This is a genomic window from Compostimonas suwonensis, from assembly GCF_002797855.1.
Taxonomy (GTDB): domain Bacteria; phylum Actinomycetota; class Actinomycetes; order Actinomycetales; family Microbacteriaceae; genus Compostimonas; species Compostimonas suwonensis.
Map to the genome: position 1 here is coordinate 426,530 of NZ_PGFB01000004.1, position 21,013 is coordinate 447,542.

Below are 21,013 nucleotides of genomic sequence, written 5' to 3' on the forward strand. Positions count from 1 at the left end.
GGCTCCCGTCTCACAGGGGTCAGACGCCGTAGACGCGGCGGGAGTTGCCGTTGCCGATCATGCCGGCGACCCTGATGGCGTCGGGCAGGCTCCACTCGCCCGCCGCGACCCAGCCGCCGAGGGCCTCCGCCATCGCCCGGCGCCAGAGCACCGAGCCGAGCAGGTGCAGCTCGGGCAGGGCGTACGCGTCGGAGGAGTAGAGGATCTTGGCGAAAGGTGCCAGCTCGAGCGACTCCCGCACGAGCTGGACGCTCTGAGAGCCCACGAAGTGCAGGGCGAGGCCGACATCGAAGTAGACGTCGTCGAAGGCCTGGGCGAGATAGCCCGCCTCGCGGTGGTAGGGATAGCAGTGCAGCAGCACGATCGGGGTGCCCGCCATCGACGGCTGGCGCAACAGGCCCAGCAGCAGCAGCGGGTCGGAGCGGTGCAGGTCCATGTCGCGGTCGCCGAAGCCGACGTGGAACTGCACCGGCATCCGCAGATCGGCGGCGGCGTGCACGATGAAGGAGATGATGACGGGGTCGTCGAGCCTGCGGCGTCCGCTCTCGATCCAGGCGCTCACGGCCGCTTCGAGCTGCGCGGCGCCGGGTCGCGACCAGTCGATGTCGAAACCCGTGCGGTAGGCGGCGATCGTCTTGAAGCCCACGACAGCGTCGCCACGGGCACGCAGAGCGTTCCCGAAGTCGTCGGCGAAGGATGTCGCGGTCGACCCCGAGGCGAGAAGCCGCTCGGCGAGGAACTCGAGCCGGAGGATCTCGGAGCTCGGCGTGCCGGAGACCCGTGCCAGCTCCGTCGGCGAGGCCGTCTGATCACTCGCGAAGCCCGTGTCGACGATCCATCGCTCGACACCCGCGCCCGAGAGCATCGCGCCGGCGACCTCGTCGAGAGGAAGGGCGCTCCGGTGCCGCCAGTACTCGTCAGCCTCCGTGTGCGCGGGCAGGCCGAGGCGCACGGGGCACCAGCGCCGCAGGGCGAAGCCCAGTTGCGAGTCGAACTGCGTCATAAAAGCGGGGACGGGGTCGAGGGATCCCTCGTTGAGGGCGAGCTCGAAGTCCGCGCGGCTCATGGCCGCAGTCGTGTAGCCGTGCACGTGGTTGTCCACGAGCGGCAGACTCGCCAGGTGCTCGGCGAGCGCCCCTGGCACGCCCGCCGGGAGCCCGGCCATGATGTCGGGCTCAGTCATCCGTGTAGGCGTCGTAGATCTCGGAGAGGGTCGCGAACCAGACGTCGTCGTGCCCGCGCATCTCGGTCAGCAGCTCTTCGAATCCCGCGATGTGGTGCGCCCGGCCGATCGTCTGCGGGTGCACGGTGAGCGTGTAGAGCGCGTTGTCGACGCGGGTGCGGGCGTACTCGAAGATGTCCTTCCAGCGCTGCAGCATCACGCGGTGCGAGCCCATCTGCGGGGAGACCCCCGGGATGTACTCGACGGCGGGCCAGTCGTCGAGGTACCACGAGACGGGCAGCTCGAGCACGGGGCTGGGGGCGCCGAAGGTGTTCGCCGACTCGTAGGCGAGGGTCACGGGGCGCGGGTGGTACGGCTCGAACTCCCGGCCCATGAGCGAGCTGTCCCACTCGAAGCCGAACTCCTCGAGGATGCCCATGGTCGCCGCCGAGAAGTCCCAGGCGGGCGAGCGGTAGCCGCGGGGCTTGAGGCCCGTGATCGCGAGATGCTGCTCGAGCTGCAGCACCATGAGCTCGCGCTCGCGCTCCTCGTCGAGCGAGCGCAGGTCTTCGTGGTAGGCGCCGTGGGCCGCGATCTCGTGGCCGGCCGCCATCACGGATTCGACGCGGTCGGGGAAGGTCACGAGATCGTGACCCGGCGTGCACCAGGTCGTCGGGATGTCGAGCCTCTCGAAGAGGCTCAGAAGGCGGGGCACACCGACCTCGGCGCCGAACTCGCCACGCGAGAGCACCGAGGGGCTCGTGAGCCCGAAGCCTCCCATCCACGGCGAATGCGCATCGAAGTCGATCGTGATCGCTACGGCTGTCGTCGTGCCCTCGGGCATCGTTATCGGCATTCGGCTTTCCTTTCCTTGAGCGGGAGGCGCCTTCTCGCGAGACGCCCGGGTTCGAGCAGGCGGGGCGCCGTCACAGCGAGCGCGCCCGGTGACGGAAGACCTGGTCGACCGCGACGGCGAGCACGACGATCGCGCCTTTTGTGACGAGCTGCCAGTTGGAGTCCACGGCGAGGCTGAAGAAGATGTTGTTGAGCACGGCCAGGATCAGCAGGCCCACGGCCGTACGCCACATCTTGCCCTCGCCGCCTGTGAGCGAGGTGCCTCCGATGACGACGACGGCGATCGCGTCGAGGGCGACGTTGGCCCCCACATCGCCCTGCCCGACGCCGATGCGCGAAGCCGCCATAACACCGGCGAGCGCGGCGAGGAAGCCGCTGATCGTGTAGGTGCTGCCCCGCACCATCCGCACCGAGATGCCCGAGAGCCGCGCGGCCTCCGCATTGCCGCCGACCGCGAAGATGCGTCGCCCGAAGGGGGTGACGTGCAGGACGGCCGCGCCGATCAGGAAGACGAGCACGAGCACGATGACCGAGACGGGCACCGGCCCGAGCTTGCCCGCGCCGAGGAACTTGAATCCGTCGTCCGAGACGGCGAAGGGCTGGCTGTTGGAGAAGAGCAGGATGCCGCCGAGATAGACCGACGAGGTGCCGAGGGTCGCGATGAAGGGGTTGATGCCCAGACGCGCCACGAGGACGCCGTTGACGGAGCCGAGAACGAGGCCGAGACCGACGCCCGCCAGCAGGCCGACGACCGGTGGGGCGCCGTCCTGCGCGAGGGCGGCGGCGACCGTGCCGGCAACGGCGTAGACAGCGCCGACCGAGAGGTCGAAGCCGCCCGCGATGATCACGAAGGTCATGCCCACCGCGACGAGCCCGAGGGGCGCGGTCTGGCTGAGGATGAGCAGCAGGTTGTTGGGCTCGAGGAAGCCGGGGTAGATGACCGTCGCGACGATCAGCAGCGCGATGAGCACCGCGATCATCGCGTAGTCGATCACGATCTTGCCGACGGCGCGGCCGGCCGAGGTCGTGGCGGCGGGCTCCGGCGGGGCGTTCTCGACCACCGCTGCGGCATCCGTGTTCTTGATGTCGGTCACTTTCTACACTCCAAACGCGAGATTGAGCACGTCTTTGACAGACGGCGAAGACGTGTGCATGTCGATTTCACCCACGCGGCGCCCCTCGGAGAGCACGATGACGCGATCGCTCACATCGAGAACCTCTTCGAGCTCCGAGCTCGCGATGACGACGGCCATGCCCTCGCGGGCGAGCTGGCGCAGTGTCGCGAGCACCTCGATCTTCGCCCGCACGTCGATGCCTCTCGTCGGCTCGTCGGCGAGCAGGATCTGCGGCCTGTGGTGCAGCCACTTCGCGATGGCCACCTTCTGCTGGTTGCCACCGGAGAGCAGGCCGACGGGGTAGAAGCCGGCCGGCCGGTTGATCCGCAGCCTGTCGAGGATGGTCCGCGCCTCGCCGAGCTGCCGCCTGCGGCTCACGACTCCGCCCGTGCTCACGGTCGCGAGCTCGGTGATCGTGACGTTGTCGGGCACCGACATCCCGAGAACGAGGCCCTGGGTCTTGCGATCTTCGGGCAGCAGGGCGATGCGGTGCCTGCGGATCGCCTGACGCACGCTGCTCGGCCACTTCGTCGCCCGGCCGTGGATCGCGAGCGTGCCCGTGGACTGCGGCTCCGCCCCGGCGAGACTGCGCAGAAGGCTGCTGCGCCCCGAGCCGACGAGGCCCGCGAGCCCGACGATCTCGCCGGCGCGCACGGTGAGGCTCACGTTCTCGAGCGCTCCCGGGAGCATGATGCCCGTCGCTTCGAGGAGCATCTCCCCCCTGACCGGCTCCCGGTCGCGCTCGATGCGCAGGGGCGAGTCGCCCACCATCGCCGACACGAGGGTGCGCGCCGTCCACTCCGTCGCCGGCTGCGACGCCACCGTGCGCGAGTTGCGCATAACGGTGACCGTGTCGCTCACGCCGAGCACCTCGTCGATGTTGTGGCTGACGAGCACGATCGCGACCCCGCTCTTGCGCAGTTCTCTGAGCAGCTTCAGCAGGAAGTCGCGCTCGTTCTCAGAGAGGGATGCCGTGGGCTCGTCGAGCAGAAGCACTCGCGCCTTCGACCGCACGGCCCTCATGATCTCGATGAGCTGCTGTTCGGCCACGGGCAGGTCACCCGCGAGGGCCCTCGGCCGGATCCGCACGCCGAACTGGGTGCAGAGCGCCAGGAAGTCCTTCTCCATACGTGATTCGGAGAGCACCCCGAACCGCGAACGCTCCTCGCCGAGGTGCACGTTCGCGGCCGCGGACAGCTTGGGGATGACGGTGAGCTCCTGGTAGACGGCTCGAACACCCGCCGCCATCGCCGCTTTGGGGTTCGCCGAGGGCAGTGCCGCGCCGAAGATCTCGATGGATCCCTGGCTCGGCGCGACACGGCCGCTCAGCATGCCCAGAACCGTCGACTTGCCTGCGCCGTTGGCGCCGACCAGCGCGTGGATCTCGCCCTCGCGGATCGAGAGGTCCACGTCGGTGACCACGGTGTTGTTGCCGTAGGTCTTGGAGATGTTCCGACATCGAATCGCCTCGTGGGTCGATGCTTCGCTAGCTGGCGCCACTGGTCACACTTTCGTTCGGTCGACGGTCGATGATGCTTACTGGTACTCGGCGGTGAACTCCGAGACGTTGTCCTTCGTCAGGTAGGGCGCACCCGTGAAGGTGAGCTCCTTGCTGAGGTCGAGCACCTGCGGGATCTCCTTGCCGTTCCACGCGTCGACGAGCTCCTCGACGCTCTTCTGCACCTCGGTGTACGGCAGCATCGGCAGGCTCAGCGCGACCGTGCCGTCGGCGACCGCACCGGTGGCCCACTCGTTGCCTCCGAAGTCGTAGACCTTGACCTTGCCCGTGAGCCCCGCCGCCTCGACGGCCTCGACGATGCCCTTGGTCATCTCCGCGTAGTTGGCGGCGTAGATCTTCAGGTCGGGGTTGGCCTGCAGCGTCGCCTGCGCGACGTCGAACGCCGTCGCCGTCGTGTAGTCGCTCTGCTGGTTGGAGACGACGTCGAACTTCGAGTCCGACTCGATGTCGTCCTTGAAGGCTGCGAGGGCGTTGTTGGTGTTGTAGTTGAGGTTCGGTCCGGTCAGCAGCGCGATCTTGCCGCCGTCGGGGTTGTCTTCGGCGATCTTCGAGAACCAGCCGTCGTAGAGGGCGAGGGTCTGGCCGCCGACGAAGCCGAGGGTGCCCTCGGTGTAGGTGTCGTCGCCGCAGAGGCCCTGGTTGGTCACGAAGACCTTGATGCCCGCCGCCATCGCGTCTTTGATCGACCCGCAGGCCTGCTCGGGGGCGACCGCCGCGACGAGCCACGCGTTGTAGGTCTTTCGGGCGAGGGCGGTGTCGAACTGATTGGTCTGGGTGGCGGCATCCCAGTTGGCCGAGACGACCTCGAGGTCGACGCCGAGCTTCTGAGCGGTCTCCTCGGCGGCTGTGACGTTCGTGCCGACATAGGAGTTGTTGGTGCCGGGGATGAAATAGCCGATCTTGATCGGCTCGCCGGCCCCGCCGCTCGAGTCGGCGCTCGAACCGGAGTCCGATCCGCTCGACGCGCATGCGCTGAATGCCAGGATGCTCGCTGCGGCGATTCCGATCGCGAGCAGTTTCGTTCTGTTCTTCTTCACAGGGATGCCTTTCGAATGCGATTGGTGGTGGTTGCGGTGCTGGTGGTCGGGTCGGCGAGCCAGGCGTCGTGGGCCTCGCTGAGCGTGACGAACTGCACGGCGTTCGACTCCGTCATGTGCAGGAGGAGTCGTTCGAGCAGGAGAAGGTGGTGGGAGCGCCCGATCGTCTGCGGATGCATGGTCAGGGTGTACAGACCTCCGGGGCTGTTCTGGAGGCCGTAGTCGAAGATCTCGCGCCAGCGCGCCTCCAACTCGAGGTGGTCGCCGAGTCCGTTGGCGATCTCGGCGATGTACTCGACGTCGGGGGCGTCGTCGAGCGTGTACGAGACGGGCAGCTCGAGGAAGGGGAACGGCTCGCCGAAGGTGCTCGCCGATTCGAAGTTCACGCCGACGGGGCGCGGATGGTAGGGCTCGAAGTCGCTCGCCATGAGCGAGCTGTCCCACTCGAAGCCGTGCTCGACGAGCAGCTGTCCCGTGATCTCCGAGAAGTCCCAGGCCGGGGAGCGGTAGCCCCGCGGCTTCGCCCCCACGATCTGCTCGTGCTGGGCGAGCTGTATCTCCATCAGCCGGCGCTCGTCGTCCGGCTCGAGGCTCGGGATCGACTCGTGGTAGCAGCCGTGGGCCGCGATCTCGTGCCCTCCCGCGAGAATCGACTCGATCGCCTGCGGGAAGGTCACGAGCGAGTGACCGGGGATGCACCACGTCGCCGTGATCCCGATGTCGGCGAGCAGCGCCAGAATGCGGTCGACGCCGACGAGCGCACCGAACTCCCCGCGGGAGTGATAGCTCGGCGAGTCGATGCCGAGCATGCCCATCCAGAGGCACTGCGCGTCGAGGTCGAAGGTGAGGGCGACGGCGAAGGTCTTGCCCGTCGGCAGCGTCAGCGGCATGGTGCTCCGTTCTCTCGCCTGCGATCGTGCACCGGTGCGGCACCGGGCGGCCATCGGGATTCATCAGTACCGCCCGACGAGTTCATGTTAGATTTGATTCCATTCCGGGGTCAACAGCAAAATGTGAATAGTTTGTTACAGTCTGATCGGGTGCTCGAAAGACTCGCCCGAGCTGCGGGAGGATGGGTTCATCCCGGCCGCAAGGGCGCGATGGCCCGCGCGCTGAAGCCGTCGGCCGAATACCTCGAAGTGATGTGGAGCGCCGTGAACGAAAGCCATTTCTCCGTCGCCGGGCTGAGCGCCGATGTCGAGATCGTCGTCGACGAGTGGGGGATCCCCCACATCTACGCCGCCAGCTCTCACGACGTGTTCCTCGCCCAGGGGTTCAATGCCGCCCGGGACCGCCTCTTCCAGATGGACCTCTGGCGTCGTCGCGGCCTCGGCCTGCTCTCCGCGGCCTTCGGCCCCGCCTTCGTCGAGCAGGACCGCGCCGCCCGCCTCTTCCTCTACCGCGGCGATCTGCGGGCGGAGTGGCTCGCCTACGGCTCCGACACCAAAGACGTCACGACCGCCTTCGTCGCGGGCGTCAACGCCTTCGTCTCCCTCTGCCTCGCCGACCCGCGACAGCTGCCGCCCGAGTTCGAGGCGCTCGGCTATCTGCCCGAGCGCTGGGAGCCCACCGACATCCCTCGTATCCGCAGCCACGGCATCTACCACAACGCGGAGCAGGAGCTGGCCCGAGCGCTCGCACTCCGCGACTTCGGCCCCGAGGCGGAGGATCTGCGTCGGGTGCGCGATCCGCAGAACCCCGTGCTCGTGCCCTCCGGCCTCGACCTCTCGGTGCTCTGCGACGAGGTGCTCGACGTCTACCGCCTCGCGACAGGACCCGTGAACCTCGGAACGCCGCAGGCCGGCGAGAGCCCCGAGCCGCAGCACACCCCCGAAGGCAGCAACAACTGGGTGCTCGGCGGCAGCCGCACCGCGAGCGGACGCCCGCTCCTCGCCAACGACCCCCACCGAGCCGTCACCCTCCCCTCGTTGCGCTACATCTCACACCTCAGCGCCCCGGGGCTGGACGTCATCGGCGGGGGCGAGCCCGTGCTGCCCGGAGTCTCCATCGGGCACAACGGCCATGTCGCCTTCGGCCTGACGATCTTCCCCATCGACCAGGAGGACATCTACGTCTACGAGCTCAACCCCCGGAACGACCTCGAATACCGCTATCGCGACGGCTGGGAGCGGATGACCGTCGTGACCGAGACGATCCCCGTGCGCGATGCGGACCCGCAGACCGTGGAGCTGCGGTACACGCGGCACGGACCCGTCGTGTTCGAGCGCGAGGGCACCGCCGTCGCCATCCGGGCGGCCTGGCTCGAGCCGGGCATGGCGCCCTACCTCGGCAGCATGGAGTACATGCGCGCCCACGACGCCGCCGAGTTCAACTCCGCCATGAACCGCTGGGGAGCGCCGGGCGAGAACCAGGTCTACGCGATGCCGGACGGGACGATCGGGTGGCGCCCCGGCGGTCTCCTGCCGATCCGCCCCAACTGGGACGGCCTGCTGCCCGTGCCCGGCGACGGACGCTACGAGTGGGCGGGGTTCCATGACAACGACGTGCTGCCCCGCGACGAGAACCCCGATCGCGACTGGCTTGCGACCGCCAACGAGTTCAACCTTCCGCACGGCTTCGACGAGACGATCGGCGTCGGCTACGACTGGTATTCGCCCGACCGGGCCGAGCGCATCCGCACGGTGCTCGCCGCCGCGCAGGACTGGACCGTCGACGACTGCCTGCGACTGCAGACCGACTATCTGAGCACGCCCTTCCAGAAGGTCGCGCCCCTGCTCGCCGAGCTGCGACCGGCATCGCCCGAGCTGCACCGGGCGCTCGACCTGCTCGGCGCCTGGGACGGCGTCGAGGACGAGGGATCGGCGCCGGCAGCACTCTTCGAGATCTGGTTCCGCAACCATCTGAGACCGCAGCTGCTCGTGGCCGCGCTCGAACGCCGACTGCCGCCGGATGTCGCGGGTCGGGCCGCCGCGCGGCTCATCCCCCAGGAGCAGTACAGCGGCGACCCGCGCATCGTCTTGCGGATGCTCGCCGACCCCGAGCGGCACCTGGGCTCGAGCGAGGCTCTCACCGTCATCCTGGAGCGCTCGCTTCTCGCCGCCGTGCGAGAGGCCGAGGATCGCCTCGGGCCGGATGCCGCGAGCTGGGCCTGGGGAACGCTCCACTTCGCGCTGCTCGAGCATCCCGCCCACCGGCTGCTTCCGAAGCTCGACGGCGCGCGGCTCGGGCCGATCCCCCGCAGCGGGGGCAGCGACACCGTGGGCAGCACGGCCTTCAGCCCCGACTTCCGCCAGGTGTCGGGGGCGTCATTCCGCGTGGTCATCGACGTGGGCGACTGGGACGGCTCGGTCGCCGTCAACGTGCCCGGACAGTCGGGAGTGCCCGGCAGCAGGCACTACTCCGACCACCTCGAGGGCTGGAACGCCGGCGCGGCGTTCCCCCTGCTCTACTCGCGTGCCGCCGTGGACGCCGCGGCGAGCTCGCGCATCGTGCTCAGCCCCGCGTGAGCTCCCCGCGTCGCGAACCGCTCAGTAGCGGTAGTGGTCGACCTTGTACGGACCGTCGACGCTCACGCCGATGTAGGCGGCCTGCTCGGGGGTGAGCGTCGTGAGCTCGACGCCGAGGGCGTCGAGGTGCAGGCGCGCGACCTTCTCGTCGAGGTGCTTCGGCAGCACGTAGACGCCCACGGGATAGTTCTCGGGCGAGCCGTAGAGCTCGATCTGCGCGAGCACCTGGTTGGTGAAGGAGTTGCTCATCACAAAGCTCGGGTGGCCCGTGGCGTTGCCGAGGTTCATCAGGCGGCCCTCCGAGAGCACGAGAACCGAACGGCCGCTCGGCAGACGCCACTCGTGCACCTGCGGCTTGATCTCGATCTTGACGGCGCCCTCGACCCGCTCGAGGCCCGCCATGTCGATCTCGTTGTCGAAGTGGCCGACGTTCGCGACGATCGCGAGGTGCTTCATCGCGAGAAGGTGCTCGGTCGTGATGACGTTGAGGTTGCCCGTCCCCGTCACGAAGATGTCGACCTCGCCGACGACCGACTCGAGTCGTGCGACCTGGAAGCCGTCCATCGCCGCCTGCAGGGCGTTGATCGGGTCGACCTCGCTCACGATGACGCGAGCGCCCTGGCCGCGCAACGCCTCGGCGGCGCCCTTGCCCACGTCGCCGTAACCGGCCACGAAGACCACCTTGCCGCCGATGAGCACGTCGGTGGCGCGGTTGAGGCCGTCGGGCAGCGAGTGGCGGATGCCGTACTTGTTGTCGAACTTCGACTTCGTGACCGAGTCGTTGACATTGATCGCCGGGAACAGCAGCTCGCCGTCGCGCGCGAGCTCGTAGAGCCGGTGCACACCCGTCGTCGTCTCTTCGGTGACGCCCTGGATCTCGCCGGCGATCGTCGTCCAGCGGTCGCTCGAGACGGCGAGGGACTGCCGCAGCACGTCGAGGATGACGCTGTACTCGTGGCTGTCGTCATCCGTCGTCGCGGGAACGGCGCCGGCGAGCTCGAACTCGCGGCCCTTGTGCACGAGCAGCGTCGCGTCGCCGCCGTCGTCGAGGATCATGTTCGGGCCGATCCACTCGGCGCCGGAGCTTGTCGCCTCGTCGCTCCAGTCGAAGATCTGCTGGGTGCACCACCAGTACTCCTCGAGCGTCTCGCCCTTCCAGGCGAAGACGGGCACTCCGGCGGGGGCGTCCACGGTTCCGGCGGGGCCGACGACGACGGCGGCCGCAGCGTCATCCTGCGTGGAGAAGATGTTGCAGCTCGCCCAGCGCACCTGCGCGCCCAGGGCCACGAGCGTCTCGATGAGCACGGCGGTCTGCACGGTCATGTGCAGCGAGCCGGCGATGCGTGCGCCCGCGAGCGGCTTGCTCTCGCCGAACTCGGCGCGCAGGGCCATAAGACCCGGCATCTCGTTCTCGGCGAGCCGGAGCTGGTGGCGCCCCGCCTCGGCGAGCGACAGGTCCGCGACCTTGTAGGCGAAGGGCGCTGCGGCGAAGGGCGCTGCGGCGAAGGGCGCGCCACCGGACGGCGCTGCACTGGAGGCGGACGGGGAGGCGGCGGGTGGCGCGAAAGTCATGCCTCCATTCTCGCAGCAGTCCGCACCGTGTTACACGGGTGCGCCCGATCCGCGGCGGCTCAGCTCGTGCACAGGCTCACGCCGGGCCGATGAGCTCGAGCACCCGGTCGCGGATCTGCTCCATCCGCGAGCGCGTCTCGGCCTCGACGGTGAGCCGCAGCAGCGGCTCGGTGTTCGAGGGGCGAACGCTGAACCACCAGAACGGCTCGTCGCCGGCGACCGTTCCCGTGACGGTCAGGCCGTCGAGCTCGTCGAACTCGGCGGCGCCCATGAACTCCTCGACGATGCGCGAATACGCCGACGGCACGTCGTCGACGACCGAGTCGACCTCCCCGGATGCCGCGTACGGCGTGTACCGCTGCGCCAGGGCCGAGAACGGCTCGGGCGGGTGCTGGGCCCCACCGTGCTCGGCGAGCACGTGCATCGCCGCGAGCATGCCGTTCTCGGCGCTCCAGAAGTCGCGGAAGAAATAGTGCCCCGAGTGCTCGGCCCCGAAGACCGCTCCCGTCTCGCGCATGAGGTCTACGATGACCGAATGCCCGACCGGCGTGCGCACGGCGATCCCGCCGGCGGCCTCGACGGTCTCGGGAACGGCGCGCGAGGTGATGAGGTCGTGCAGCACGACGACCTGTGCCTGCGGGTCGGCGAGCCGCGCCCGGGCGATCTCGCGCGCCGCGACGAGGGCGGCGATCGCCGAGGGGGTCACCGGCTGCCCCAGCTCGTCGACGAGGAAGCAGCGATCGGCGTCGCCGTCGAAGGCGATGCCCAGATCGGCGTCGTGCTCGACGACCGCGCGCCGCAGCTCGAGCAGGTTGGCCGGCTCGAGCGGGTCGGGGTCGTGGTTCGGGAAGGAGCCGTCGCGCTCGAAGAAGAGAGGCACGATCGTGATCGGCAGCGGCGGCAGGCCCGCAGCCGTGCCGAGCACGGCGGGCACCGTGAGACCGGCCATGCCGTTGCCCGCGTCGACGACGACGGTCAGCGGGCGGATGCCGGCGAGCTCGACGAGACCGCGCAGTGCGGCGGCGTAGTCGGCGAGCACGTCGAGCTCCCGCCAGGAGCCGGGCGCCGCGGCATCCGGGACGCCGTCGACGAGATAGACCTCGGCCCGGTCGCGGATGTCGGCGAGGCCCGTGTCGAAGCCGATGCTCTGCGCTCCGGGCCGCGAGAGCTTGATGCCGTTGTAGCTCGCCGGGTTGTGGCTCGCGGTGATCATGGCGCTCGGGGCTCCCCGCGTTCCCGAGGCGAAACAGCTCTCGTCGGTCGAGCACAGGCCGATCGACACGACGTCGGCGCCCCGCGCCCGCGCTCCCCGCGAGAACGCCTCGGCGAACTCGGGCGAGCTGTCGCGGGCGTCGTGACCGACGACGATCTCGGAGCCGGCCGCGCCGACGACGTCGACGAAGGCCGCACCGAGCGCCTCGACGATCGGTGCGCTCAGCTGACTGCCCACGAGGCCGCGCACGTCGTAGCCCGTGATGCTGTCGCGCAGGGCTGCGACGAGAGGGTTCGCCTGCTCGGGGCCCGTGCCGTCGTTCATGTGCCCGAGCCCACCTCGCCCAGCACCACGTGACGCATGATCTGCCAGCCCTGCGGAGCCGAGAGCCGCTCGGAGTGCTGGGCGCACAGGTCGTAGCTGTGCGGCTCGTGCGAGATGCTCAACGGACCGATGACGGCCATCGAATCGGCGTAGACATAGGTGAGGGTGGCCACCGCATCACGTGTGCAGGCGACCCGGGAACACGGCCTGTTGATCATCGTCCATCACCTTACGCGAGGCCGCCGACGACCGCCGCCTGCCTCGCCGCCCGCGGCGGATGCCGGGTGCAGGTGCCGCGCACGCCACCCGCATGCGGGCACCCCCTCGTAGACTGGAGGAATGCCCCGCTCGCGCCATTCCGCCTTCGACGAGCCGCCGCCCCGCAGCGGCGGACGCAACCGGCACGGCCGCGGCATCCGCAGTTCTGTCACCGGTCCGCACCTGCCCCCGCTGCGCACCCGGATCGACACCTTCGACGTCATCGTCGCCTCGACCGCCGAATACCTGCGCAGCGTGCTCCCGACCGAGCTCACCGAGGTGGGCTTCGAGGTCGCGGCCTCCCCCGTGGGGCCGACGCCGCCCACCGGGGTCGAGCGCTGGCGGGTCGATCGGGCGGCGAACCGGATCATCCTCTACCGTCTGCCGATCCAGAGGCTCAGCCGGCTGCACCGCAACGACGAGGTGCACAAGCGCATGATGATCGAGGGCTGCGTCTTCCGCGCGGTCGCCGAGCTGCTCGGCAAAGACCCCTGGGATCTCGCCCCCGGAGACTTCGGCCACTTCTAGGCGCGCGAGTCGCCGACCGCTAGTGCGCCGGTTCTCCCGATCCGAGTTCTTTTCCGCCGGGAAGCGTGTTCTCGATGGGGGCACTCGCCCATCTCAACGCCTCGGGCCAGACGAGTTCGCCTGAGCCGTCGGGCGACACATCGATGATGAGCCCCTGAGGATGCGACGCCCGGAAGACCGGCTGCCCCTTCGGGCGCCCCGCGTCGGGTGAGCTCAGAGGGATGTCGCCGTCGCTCTGCGTGTTCACGATCCGATTCGCGTAGAGCACGACCTTCGACCCCAGCGGGATGTTCTTCGCGAACTCCTTCGGATCTCCCGGAGAGATCATCGGGAAGTAGACCCGTCCGTCGCTCTCGGCCGGCAGCTTCCCCTGAACCAACTCGGCTTCACCCAACGCGACGACGATCATCTCGATGTCCGAGAAGTCGTCATCTGGCAAGCCGGCAACCGGTCCGGCCTGAATATCGACGATGACACCCTTGGCCACGATCTCACTGAGACCCGCCAATTCCTCTGTCGAGCGAGCCAATTCGTAGTCGGCCACCGACCATGAGCCTGCCTGTAGGAGCCCGCGCGCGGTCTCGCTGAGTGTCGCGGGTTGATCATCGACTACAACGGATTGGAGCGGAGCCGGTTGCTGAACCGAGCATCCGCTGGTCAGGAATACGGTTATCGCGGCAGCTACGAGCAGAGAATTTCTGGACAATGACATCTCAATCCCTCTCTATTAATTAATACGCTGAATTGATATGGGCGACATGATGGGCTGCGTAGCTTGTTGCCGTAGATGAACCGCTCACCATGCATCCGCCGATACCGGTGTCGTGGTAGAGGCCTGCTGCGTGACCGATTTCGTGGCAGAACGTCTTCTTGCGTTGCGCGTAATTCGGCAGCAAACTCGTATTAACGAGCACGCTCGCCTGATCGCAGACACCGCTCCCGTAGCTGCCAATGGGTTTTGTGCACGAATACAGCCCACGAGTGCTCGACCCAAGAGTCCATTCGGGGGAGGTATTAAGGTACCCACCCAAGTCAGTCTGCGGTCCACACACGCTCTGATAGGTGTCATACATATCTGTCTGAGCATCGAGATTGATCATCGCGTCGGTAAATGGAGATCCCCACTCAAGCGGCCAGGGAACGGGAGTGCAAAAATCCATATTCGCGTCGTCTGCCCGACAAATTGATGAGTTATTTGCGCAAGATCCCGTGAAGGAATCCGCATGAGCTTCAGACGTAGGTGCAACCACAGAAATAAGGGTGAATGTCGCCAGCGCAAACACACTCACGATAAATCTTTTCATAAATAGTCCTCAATCACCGTCGCCAACAAGGTTGAAACTATGTTGTTTCAAATTCCGCGACCAATCTAGAGTTTTCTAGATAAATTCATATGTAATTCATAACTTTGCGAGGACTTTTGCACTGATTGTGAAAGTCATTGACGAGACCACCGAATGCCGTACGCGAATAGTCCATCCCCACCGCGACGAATGACTCGCCGCTGACGCTGCGACCGCGGGCGGTCAGCCCGGGTAGATCTCGAGGGGCGCCGCGAGGGGGTTCACGGGGTTGAGCGCGAAAGCGGATGCGATGCCCTCGGCCTGGTATGAGACCGAGGCGACGAGCGCGTCCCCGCCGCTCACCGCGTAGTTCACGCCGCCCGTGGCGGGCACTCCCACCGACGCGCCCGCGGGCACGGTGACCGCGGCGGGCTGGCCGCCGTCGCGCGTGACCTCGATCGCCGCGTCGGCGGTTCCCGGGTTGTAGAGGCTCAGTCGCGGGCCCGTTCCGGGTGCGACGCTCACGAGGAAGTCGCCCTCGATCGCGGCGGACGAGACGTGCCAGGCGAAGTCTCGGGCGGCCGTCCCGGCCGCGATCGTGCGAGCGGAGGCGACGATCGGCTGATCGGAGGCGACGACGGCCGTGAAGGTTCCCGGAGTGAGCGCGTCGAGCGGCACCTCGGTGACGACCCCCGGCTGGAGCGTGATCGTGAGCGAGGTGCCGGGAACGGCGTTGCCCTCGCTCGTGAGCCCGATCTCGACGGCGGCGGGCTGGTCGCCGGGGGCCAGCAGGCGGATGCCGGGCTTCGAGTCGTCGGCGCCCTCATCCGAGCTCACCGCCGACGGCGCCGCCCCGGTGATGCCGATGCCCGTGATCACCTGCGAGCTGGCCGGCGGACCGGTCGGGCCGGTGAGCTCGACGCCGTCGGGGCTGAGCCCGCGCACGATGCTCGACTCGAGGCTCGCGTAGACCTGGCCGCCCCGCGTCAGCACGTGCACGACGGGCGAGCGCAGGTTGGGGGCGAGGCCCGCGAGCGAGACGACGCGCTGGGTCTGGGCGGGGACGAGCAGACCGGTCGCCCCGGGGGCCGCGACCGTGCCCGACTCGCCGAATACCGTGAGGTCGACGGTCGCGTCGACGTCGCTCGGGTTGCTCAGGAGCACGAGGCTCGTGCGGCCGACATCCGTCGAGCCGGCGGCGAGCCAGCTCTCGCCGGAGGCCTCGCCGCACACGGCCGCCGCGAAGCCGGCGAGGAACTCCCCCGCCGCCTGCTGGCTCTGGCTGCCGGAGATGAGCGGCAGCCCGTCGCCGTCGCCCACGGGCACGGTGATCGCGATCGGAGTGCCGTTCGCTCCGTCTGCGGTGTCGTCGGGAACGGCGAGAGGCGCGCGGACGGGCTCGCTCGAGGAATCCGTCCAGAACGCGATCGCGGGCGCGCCGACGGCGGTGGTCGCCGTGGCCGCCGAGGCGTCCTCCGCGAGGGCGAGCAGAGGTCCGGGGCACACCCGCTGCTGATCGGTCGGCTGCGGCGACACCTCGACGACGGGCGCCGGAGCGGTGTGGCTCGGCCACGGGACGATCGCGGCAGCGCCGATCGCGACGACGGCCACGGCGATGCCGACGAGACCGGTCAGGATGCGCGCGCCGACGATGGCGGCTCCACGCCTACTTGCCATCGTGGCCCTCCTTCTCGCCCTGCTCGTCGGTGCTCGATCTCTCGGTGCTCAGTCCATCGGTGCTCGACTCGTCGGTGCTCAGCTCGTCGGCGTTCGATCTCTCGCCGGCCGGCCGGTCATCGACCTCGGCAGAGGCGCGGATGCCGCCATGCCCCTCCGCCTCGTCGATCGCGGTCTCCGCGGCAGCAGTCCCGTCCTCGCCCGGATGCTCGGCGTCCGCCGCGACGACGTCGACCGGCTCACCGTCGGGCTCCGCATCGTCGGGCCCGTCGTCGGGCCCGTCGTCGAGACCGTCGTCGGGCCCGTCGTCGGGCCCGTCGTCGGGCCCGTCGTCGTCGAACTCCCCGGCACTCTCGTCCGCGGCATCCTCGTCGACGCCCTTGCCCCGCGAGCGCCAGCTCGGCCAGCGCTCGATCTCACGGCCGCGACCGGTCGGGATCGACAGCAGAAGCATCAGGCCGACGACGACTCCCTGCACCACGAGCACGAGCGGCCCGAAGGCCCCACCCGCGTCGGCCGGGACCTGCGCGTACGTCGACCCGGCGGTGTCGCCCGTGAAACGCCAGAGCAGCCCGTAGTCGGTGTCGCCGATGGGGCTCAGGATCGGGTTGCCGTCGAGGGCGGTCGCGGCTCGGGTTCTCGTGCCCACGGCGCCGGCGCCGGCGGCATCCGCTGCTCCCTCGTCCGCCCCGCTCGCGACCGGGCGCAGCAGCACGAAGTCGATCCCGAACTCGCTCAGGCCCTCCGAGGCGTCGAGCCCGCTGCGCGAGGCCAGGTTGCCGGCCAGTTCGGCCAGCTGCTCGTTCGACTCGGTGACGACGGTCTGGGTGTTCGCGAGGGTCGACTGGGCATTGAGGGTCGTGCCCGCGCCGCGCACGATCACCGCCGACATACCGCCGTTCTCGAGCGGGATGAGCTCGAGGGTGCCCTGACGGGGATCGTTCGCGGCCTCTGCGGTCACGAAGGCGGGAAGGGTTCGGCCGATGCCCGCCGTGACGCTCGAGTTGCCGAAGACCATCGAGGTCGCGAGGGGCGCCGCCACGATGCCCATCGTGATCGCCACGACGAGCGCCGGTGCGATCGCGAACGTGCCGAGTGCGCTCAGCGCGAGCACCGCGGCGCCGACGAGGCCGATCCAGTAGAGACTGAGGCCCGCGCCCGCCCAGACGGTCGTCGCCGAGTCGCCGACGATCGTGACGGCGACGAGGCTCGCGGCGACGGCCGTCGCGAAACCGACCAGGGCCACGAGGAGTGCGCCGATGGCGCGAGGGGTGCCGCGGAGGAAGAGCGAGAGCAGCGCGAGCACGGCGAGCGGCGCGAGCAGCACCGGGATGACGATCGTCGAGGTGACGCCCGGGATGCCGAGGGCCGCGACGAGCACGTCCCAGCCGCCGTGCATCCCCGCCGGGAAGCCCTCCGCGAGCTGCCAGCTCGTGGGCGTCGGGCCGGCGATGGCGGTGCCCGGGTCGGCGAGCAGGCCCATCCAGTTGCCGCGGAAGATCCCCTGCTGGATGACGAGCGGCGCGAAGAGCGCGATGGCCGGCAGCGGGATGGCGATGTAGCGGGCGATCGCACGGCCGCTCACGAGCACGCACACGAACCACAGCACGATCAGCGCGGGCGCGAGCGAGGGGGCGCAGGCGATGACCGCCGCGAAGAGCAGCGCGGTGGCCGCGGATGCCGCCCAGGAGCGCACGGCGGCGAACCCGGCGAAGAACAGCCAGGGCAGCAGCAGGTGCGCGAGGATCGCGGAGGGGCGGCCGGTCGCGAGAGCCGAGAGCAGCGTGGGGGCGAGCGCCCACAGCACGGCCGCGAGCAGCCGCAGCCCGCCGCGCTCGGTGAGCCGGGCGGCGGCGAGCCACGCACCGAGAGCCGCGAGCGGGAGCGCGGCGAAGTACAGCAGCACGAGCGCGTACGAGGGCGACCAGAAGGTGATCGAGCCGAGCACCGCGAGCACGGCGGCGAACGGATCGGCCGCGCCCACGAAGCCGAGGCCCACGTCGCGCCAGCCGAAGCCGATGCTCTGCCAGAGCTCGGCCGGAGTCGCGGGAAGCGGCAGCAGGCCCCCTCCCTGCACCGCGACGGCGCCGAGCAGCGGGAAGAACAGGATGATGCCGAGCACGATGGCGCCGAGCACCGTCCATGCCCCGCCGCGGGCGAAGAAGTGCAGCTCACGGCGCTGGCGATCGGCCTGCACGACGGCGAGCTCGCGCAGCAGGGCGCGCCTGCGCCTCACCTCGGCGTGCGGCATCCGCAGCTGGGAGATCGACGACCAGCCGAGCTTGCGCGTCGACTTCAGGTTGCGGCGGGCGGCGCTGACCCGGATGTCGGCGAACGCGGCGTGGAAGGCCGCCGCGAACTCCCCCGTGATGTTGCCGGGTCTTTTGCGCAGCAGCAGGCCGAGCGAGCGGATGATCGCGAGCGGGACGAGCGAGAGCCAGTGGATCGGCAGCGCGATCGCCGGTGAGTAGACGAGCCGGCGGTGCAGCTGCGCCGAGCGTTCCTGCCGGGCGCGCCTGCGCCGGGCGGAGCCGCGATCCGAACCGTTCGGGCCGGCCACGCCGTCGCCCGCCGAGGCTGTGCGCGCCGAGGGCACGAGGGCCACCCGGTAGCCGGCGAGGCGCACTCTGATCGAGAAGTCGAGGGCGTCGTCGGCGACGGGGAGCCCGGGGTCGAAGCCGCCGAGGCGCTCCCAGACGCTGTGCCGAACGAGCAGTCCGGCCGGTCCGACGGCCAGCACGTCGCTCGCGACATCGTGCTGGCCCTGGTCGAGCTCGTCTTCGACGAGGGAGACGGCGGTGCCGTAGGGGGTGATCGAGTGGCCGAACTCGTGGAAGTAGTCGAGGGCTTCCCACTGCATGACCTTGGGCCCGGCGACGGCGACGGAGGGCGCCGTCTCGAGGGCGCCGACCAGGGCGGCGAGCGCCCCCGGCTCGGGCGCGCTGTCTTGGGCGAGAAGCCAGAGCATCTCGTCGTCGGAGCTCGGGGGCGCCGTCACCCGCACGGCCGCGGCGACCGCATCGCCGAAGCTCAGCTCCTCGCTGCTCGTGATGACCTGCTGCGGCCCGTAGGCGGCGAGCAGGGCGGCCGTGTCGTCGGCGGAGCCCAGGTCGACGGCGATGACCACGTCGGGCTGGCGTGTCTGCGCACGCAGTGCGTCGAGCGTTCGCGAAAGGTGGTCGCCCCCATTGCGGGCGACCAGGATGGCGGTGACACGGGGATACATCGGGGCAAGCCTAGGCGGGAGCATGGTCGTTGGCCCTTAAGCGGCAGTGGCGCGCCATAAATCAGCGCGCCTCAGATGGAGTCTCTCCGGCGGGCCAGGGTGATCGGACCGGCATGGTCTTCGACAAGCTCAGCGAGCACCCCCGCGTCTCTGAACTTGTCGAACACCGAGCCTGTCGGACTCTGAGCCTGTCACAGGCTCCGAACCCGTCGAAGGCTCTGCTGGAAGGCCCTGCTAAACGGCCTTTTTTCTCAGTTTGCGTCGTTCACGCTCGGACAGCCCACCCCAGATTCCGAAACGCTCGTCATTGGCGAGCGCGTATTCGAGGCACTGGTTGCGCACCTCGCACGAGGAGCAGATCTTCTTGGCATCGCGGGTCGAACCGCCCTTTTCAGGAAAGAATGCCTCGGGATCCGTCTGCGCGCACAGGGAATCTGTTTGCCATGCCAGGGGATTGTCGTTGCTGCCGTCGTCACCGACGTTCGACCGTACCCCAGGAACCCCCAACCGGACAGGATCTACAAACCAGTCATCGGGTACCCCGGAACGATACTCAGGAACAGCCATATCGTCTCCCACCCATTACGTTCAGCCCGCAAGGTTCACGGTGCTTCAAGTAATTACACCGTTGTAGTTAGGGTGCCGTCAAGTCGCGGATCGTAAACCCTCAACTTGGTGTCGAGAGTTGCGACTCGCCGGGACTTGTGCGTCGTGGCACGCAGTTGTCCCTCGCGCATCCCTCGCGCATCCCTCGCGATGCGGGGAACGGCTCAGGATGCCGCGCGCCGGGCGTCCCACGCGCTCTGCACCATCTGCGCGAGCGAGTGCCGCATCCGCCAGTCCAGATCGCGGGCGGCGAGCTCTCCCGAGGCGACGATGCGGGCGGGATCGCCGGGACGCCGAGGAGCGATCTGCGGCGTGAAGGGAACGCCCGTGACATCCGCCACCGCCGTCATTATCTGCCCGACGGAGACGCCGTCGCCGCTGCCCAGGTTGTAGACGGACTCGAGGGGCTCGCCCGCGTCGAGGCGCTTCGCCGCGACGACATGCGACACCGCGAGGTCGGCGACGTGGATGTAATCGCGCACGCAGGTGCCGTCGGGGGTCGGATAGTCGTCGCCGAAGACCTTGGGCGTGCGGCCGTCGAGGAGCGCCTCGAAGACGAGGGGGAAGAGGTTGTGCGGGCTGCTGTCGAAGACGTCGGGCGAGCCCGAGCCGACGACGTTGAAGTAGCGCAGCGAGGTGTGGCGCAGGCCCGCGGCCACCCCCTGGTCGCGCAGCAGCCACTCGCCGATGAGCTTCGACTCGCCGTAGGGCGACTCGGGGCTCTTGGGGGTGCCCTCGGTCACGAGGTCGGTGTCGGGCGTGCCGTAGACGGCCGCGCTCGACGAGAAGACGACCGCGTCGACGCCCGCCTCCTGCATGGCGGCCAGGAGCACGGCGGTTCCGGTCACGTTCTGCTCGTAGGTGTGCAGCGGGCGCTGCACCGAGACCCCCGCGTACTTGTAGCCGGCGACGTGCACGACACCCGTGATGTCGTGCGCCGCGAAGGCCTCGCGCAGGAGGGCCGCGTCGAGGATGCTGCCCTCGACGAACGGCACGCCCTGCGGAACGAAGCCGCGGTGCCCGCTCGAGAGGTCGTCGAGCACGACCACGTCGATCCCTTCGGCCTGGAACGCTCGAACGACATGGGCGCCGATATAACCGGCACCGCCCGTGACCAACCAGGCCATGCGGAATCCTCCCTCGACGTCGCCGGCGCTGTGCCGACGACCAG

General features: G+C 69.1%; 17 protein-coding genes. 2 read left to right on the forward strand and 15 right to left on the reverse strand.

The window, feature by feature from the left end; all coding sequences use genetic code 11:
- Window positions 1-19: 19 nt before the first annotated feature.
- The 6 genes from CLV54_RS13080 to CLV54_RS13105 all read right to left on the reverse strand — a co-directional run bounded on the left by CLV54_RS13080 (window position 20) and on the right by CLV54_RS13105 (window position 6,578).
- Complete coding sequence (locus CLV54_RS13080) at window positions 20-1,183, reverse strand: amidohydrolase family protein (protein WP_100345405.1); 1,164 nt, start codon at window positions 1,181-1,183, stop codon at window positions 20-22.
- Complete coding sequence (locus tag CLV54_RS13085; protein WP_100345406.1) at window positions 1,176-2,018, reverse strand: polysaccharide deacetylase family protein; 843 nt, start codon at window positions 2,016-2,018, stop codon at window positions 1,176-1,178. The genes CLV54_RS13080 and CLV54_RS13085 overlap by 8 nt, the downstream gene beginning before the upstream one ends.
- Window positions 2,019-2,088: 70 nt before the next feature.
- Window positions 2,089-3,111: an ABC transporter permease gene (locus tag CLV54_RS13090; RefSeq protein ID WP_100345407.1), complete on the reverse strand. Its 1,023-nt coding sequence runs from the start codon at window positions 3,109-3,111 to the stop codon at window positions 2,089-2,091.
- Window positions 3,112-3,114: 3 nt separating this feature from the next.
- Window positions 3,115-4,632, reverse strand: a complete 1,518-nt coding sequence (locus CLV54_RS13095; protein ID WP_100345408.1) for a sugar ABC transporter ATP-binding protein — start codon at window positions 4,630-4,632, stop codon at window positions 3,115-3,117.
- Window positions 4,633-4,668: 36 nt separating this feature from the next.
- Complete coding sequence (locus CLV54_RS13100) at window positions 4,669-5,688, reverse strand: sugar ABC transporter substrate-binding protein (RefSeq protein WP_157802960.1); 1,020 nt, start codon at window positions 5,686-5,688, stop codon at window positions 4,669-4,671.
- Window positions 5,685-6,578, reverse strand: coding sequence for a polysaccharide deacetylase family protein (locus tag CLV54_RS13105; protein WP_157802961.1), 894 nt, complete (start codon window positions 6,576-6,578; stop codon window positions 5,685-5,687). The genes CLV54_RS13100 and CLV54_RS13105 overlap by 4 nt, the downstream gene beginning before the upstream one ends.
- 150 nt (window positions 6,579-6,728) lie before the next feature.
- On the opposite strand from CLV54_RS13105, the gene CLV54_RS13110 reads away from it, so the two are divergent.
- Window positions 6,729-9,155 carry a penicillin acylase family protein gene (locus CLV54_RS13110; RefSeq protein ID WP_211294545.1) on the forward strand — a complete coding sequence of 809 codons (2,427 nt, stop codon included), beginning with the start codon at window positions 6,729-6,731 and terminating at the stop codon, window positions 9,153-9,155.
- A gap of 21 nt (window positions 9,156-9,176) precedes the next feature.
- On the opposite strand, the gene ahcY is transcribed toward CLV54_RS13110, so the two are convergent.
- The 3 genes from ahcY to CLV54_RS13125 form a co-directional block, all read right to left on the reverse strand.
- Window positions 9,177-10,727, reverse strand: coding sequence for an adenosylhomocysteinase (gene ahcY / locus CLV54_RS13115; RefSeq protein ID WP_100345410.1), 1,551 nt, complete (start codon window positions 10,725-10,727; stop codon window positions 9,177-9,179).
- 76 nt (window positions 10,728-10,803) lie between these two features.
- On the reverse strand, window positions 10,804-12,264 hold the full coding sequence (locus CLV54_RS13120) for a phosphomannomutase/phosphoglucomutase (RefSeq protein ID WP_100345411.1): 1,461 nt from the start codon (window positions 12,262-12,264) through the stop codon (window positions 10,804-10,806).
- On the reverse strand, window positions 12,261-12,482 hold the full coding sequence (locus CLV54_RS13125) for a DUF3499 family protein (RefSeq protein ID WP_100345412.1): 222 nt from the start codon (window positions 12,480-12,482) through the stop codon (window positions 12,261-12,263). Before CLV54_RS13125 ends, CLV54_RS13120 begins: the two co-directional genes overlap by 4 nt.
- Window positions 12,483-12,603: 121 nt before the next feature.
- Between CLV54_RS13125 and CLV54_RS13130 the strand changes: the two genes are divergently transcribed.
- On the forward strand, window positions 12,604-13,050 hold the full coding sequence (locus CLV54_RS13130; protein ID WP_100345413.1) for a metallopeptidase family protein: 447 nt from the start codon (window positions 12,604-12,606) through the stop codon (window positions 13,048-13,050).
- Window positions 13,051-13,069: 19 nt separating this feature from the next.
- On the opposite strand, the gene CLV54_RS13135 is transcribed toward CLV54_RS13130, so the two are convergent.
- The 6 genes from CLV54_RS13135 to galE all read right to left on the reverse strand — a co-directional run bounded on the left by CLV54_RS13135 (window position 13,070) and on the right by galE (window position 20,969).
- Window positions 13,070-13,594 (reverse strand): hypothetical protein, encoded by a 525-nt coding sequence (locus CLV54_RS13135; RefSeq protein WP_157802962.1) that lies wholly within the window; start codon window positions 13,592-13,594, stop codon window positions 13,070-13,072.
- A gap of 187 nt (window positions 13,595-13,781) precedes the next feature.
- A complete protein-coding gene (locus CLV54_RS18220) occupies window positions 13,782-14,354 on the reverse strand; it encodes a zinc-dependent metalloprotease family protein (protein WP_100345415.1) in 573 nt (190 codons plus the stop codon).
- Window positions 14,355-14,576: 222 nt separating this feature from the next.
- Complete coding sequence (locus tag CLV54_RS17555) at window positions 14,577-16,010, reverse strand: DUF5719 family protein (protein WP_157802963.1); 1,434 nt, start codon at window positions 16,008-16,010, stop codon at window positions 14,577-14,579.
- Complete coding sequence (locus CLV54_RS13150) at window positions 16,000-19,236, reverse strand: glycosyltransferase family 2 protein (RefSeq protein ID WP_170061997.1); 3,237 nt, start codon at window positions 19,234-19,236, stop codon at window positions 16,000-16,002. The genes CLV54_RS17555 and CLV54_RS13150 overlap by 11 nt, the downstream gene beginning before the upstream one ends.
- A gap of 234 nt (window positions 19,237-19,470) precedes the next feature.
- Window positions 19,471-19,803 (reverse strand): WhiB family transcriptional regulator, encoded by a 333-nt coding sequence (locus CLV54_RS13155; RefSeq protein ID WP_100345417.1) that lies wholly within the window; start codon window positions 19,801-19,803, stop codon window positions 19,471-19,473.
- A 203-nt stretch (window positions 19,804-20,006) separates the two neighbouring features.
- Window positions 20,007-20,969: a UDP-glucose 4-epimerase GalE gene (galE, locus tag CLV54_RS13160; protein WP_100345418.1), complete on the reverse strand. Its 963-nt coding sequence runs from the start codon at window positions 20,967-20,969 to the stop codon at window positions 20,007-20,009.
- Window positions 20,970-21,013: the final 44 nt, after the last annotated feature.

Coding starts and splice junctions, on each gene's coding strand:
- CLV54_RS13105 (WP_157802961.1), bottom strand. CDS start 6,578: ATGCCGCTGACGCTGCCGACGGGCAAGACCTTCGCCGTCGCCCTCACC.
- CLV54_RS17555 (WP_157802963.1), bottom strand. CDS start 16,010: ATGGCAAGTAGGCGTGGAGCCGCCATCGTCGGCGCGCGCATCCTGACC.
- CLV54_RS13080 (WP_100345405.1), bottom strand. CDS start 1,183: ATGACTGAGCCCGACATCATGGCCGGGCTCCCGGCGGGCGTGCCAGGG.
- CLV54_RS13085 (WP_100345406.1), bottom strand. CDS start 2,018: ATGCCGATAACGATGCCCGAGGGCACGACGACAGCCGTAGCGATCACG.
- galE (WP_100345418.1), bottom strand. CDS start 20,969: ATGGCCTGGTTGGTCACGGGCGGTGCCGGTTATATCGGCGCCCATGTC.
- ahcY (WP_100345410.1), bottom strand. CDS start 10,727: ATGACTTTCGCGCCACCCGCCGCCTCCCCGTCCGCCTCCAGTGCAGCG.
- CLV54_RS13155 (WP_100345417.1), bottom strand. CDS start 19,803: ATGGCTGTTCCTGAGTATCGTTCCGGGGTACCCGATGACTGGTTTGTA.
- CLV54_RS18220 (WP_100345415.1), bottom strand. CDS start 14,354: ATGAAAAGATTTATCGTGAGTGTGTTTGCGCTGGCGACATTCACCCTT.
- CLV54_RS13125 (WP_100345412.1), bottom strand. CDS start 12,482: ATGATCAACAGGCCGTGTTCCCGGGTCGCCTGCACACGTGATGCGGTG.
- CLV54_RS13130 (WP_100345413.1), top strand. CDS start 12,604: ATGCCCCGCTCGCGCCATTCCGCCTTCGACGAGCCGCCGCCCCGCAGC.
- CLV54_RS13120 (WP_100345411.1), bottom strand. CDS start 12,264: ATGAACGACGGCACGGGCCCCGAGCAGGCGAACCCTCTCGTCGCAGCC.
- CLV54_RS13150 (WP_170061997.1), bottom strand. CDS start 19,236: ATGTATCCCCGTGTCACCGCCATCCTGGTCGCCCGCAATGGGGGCGAC.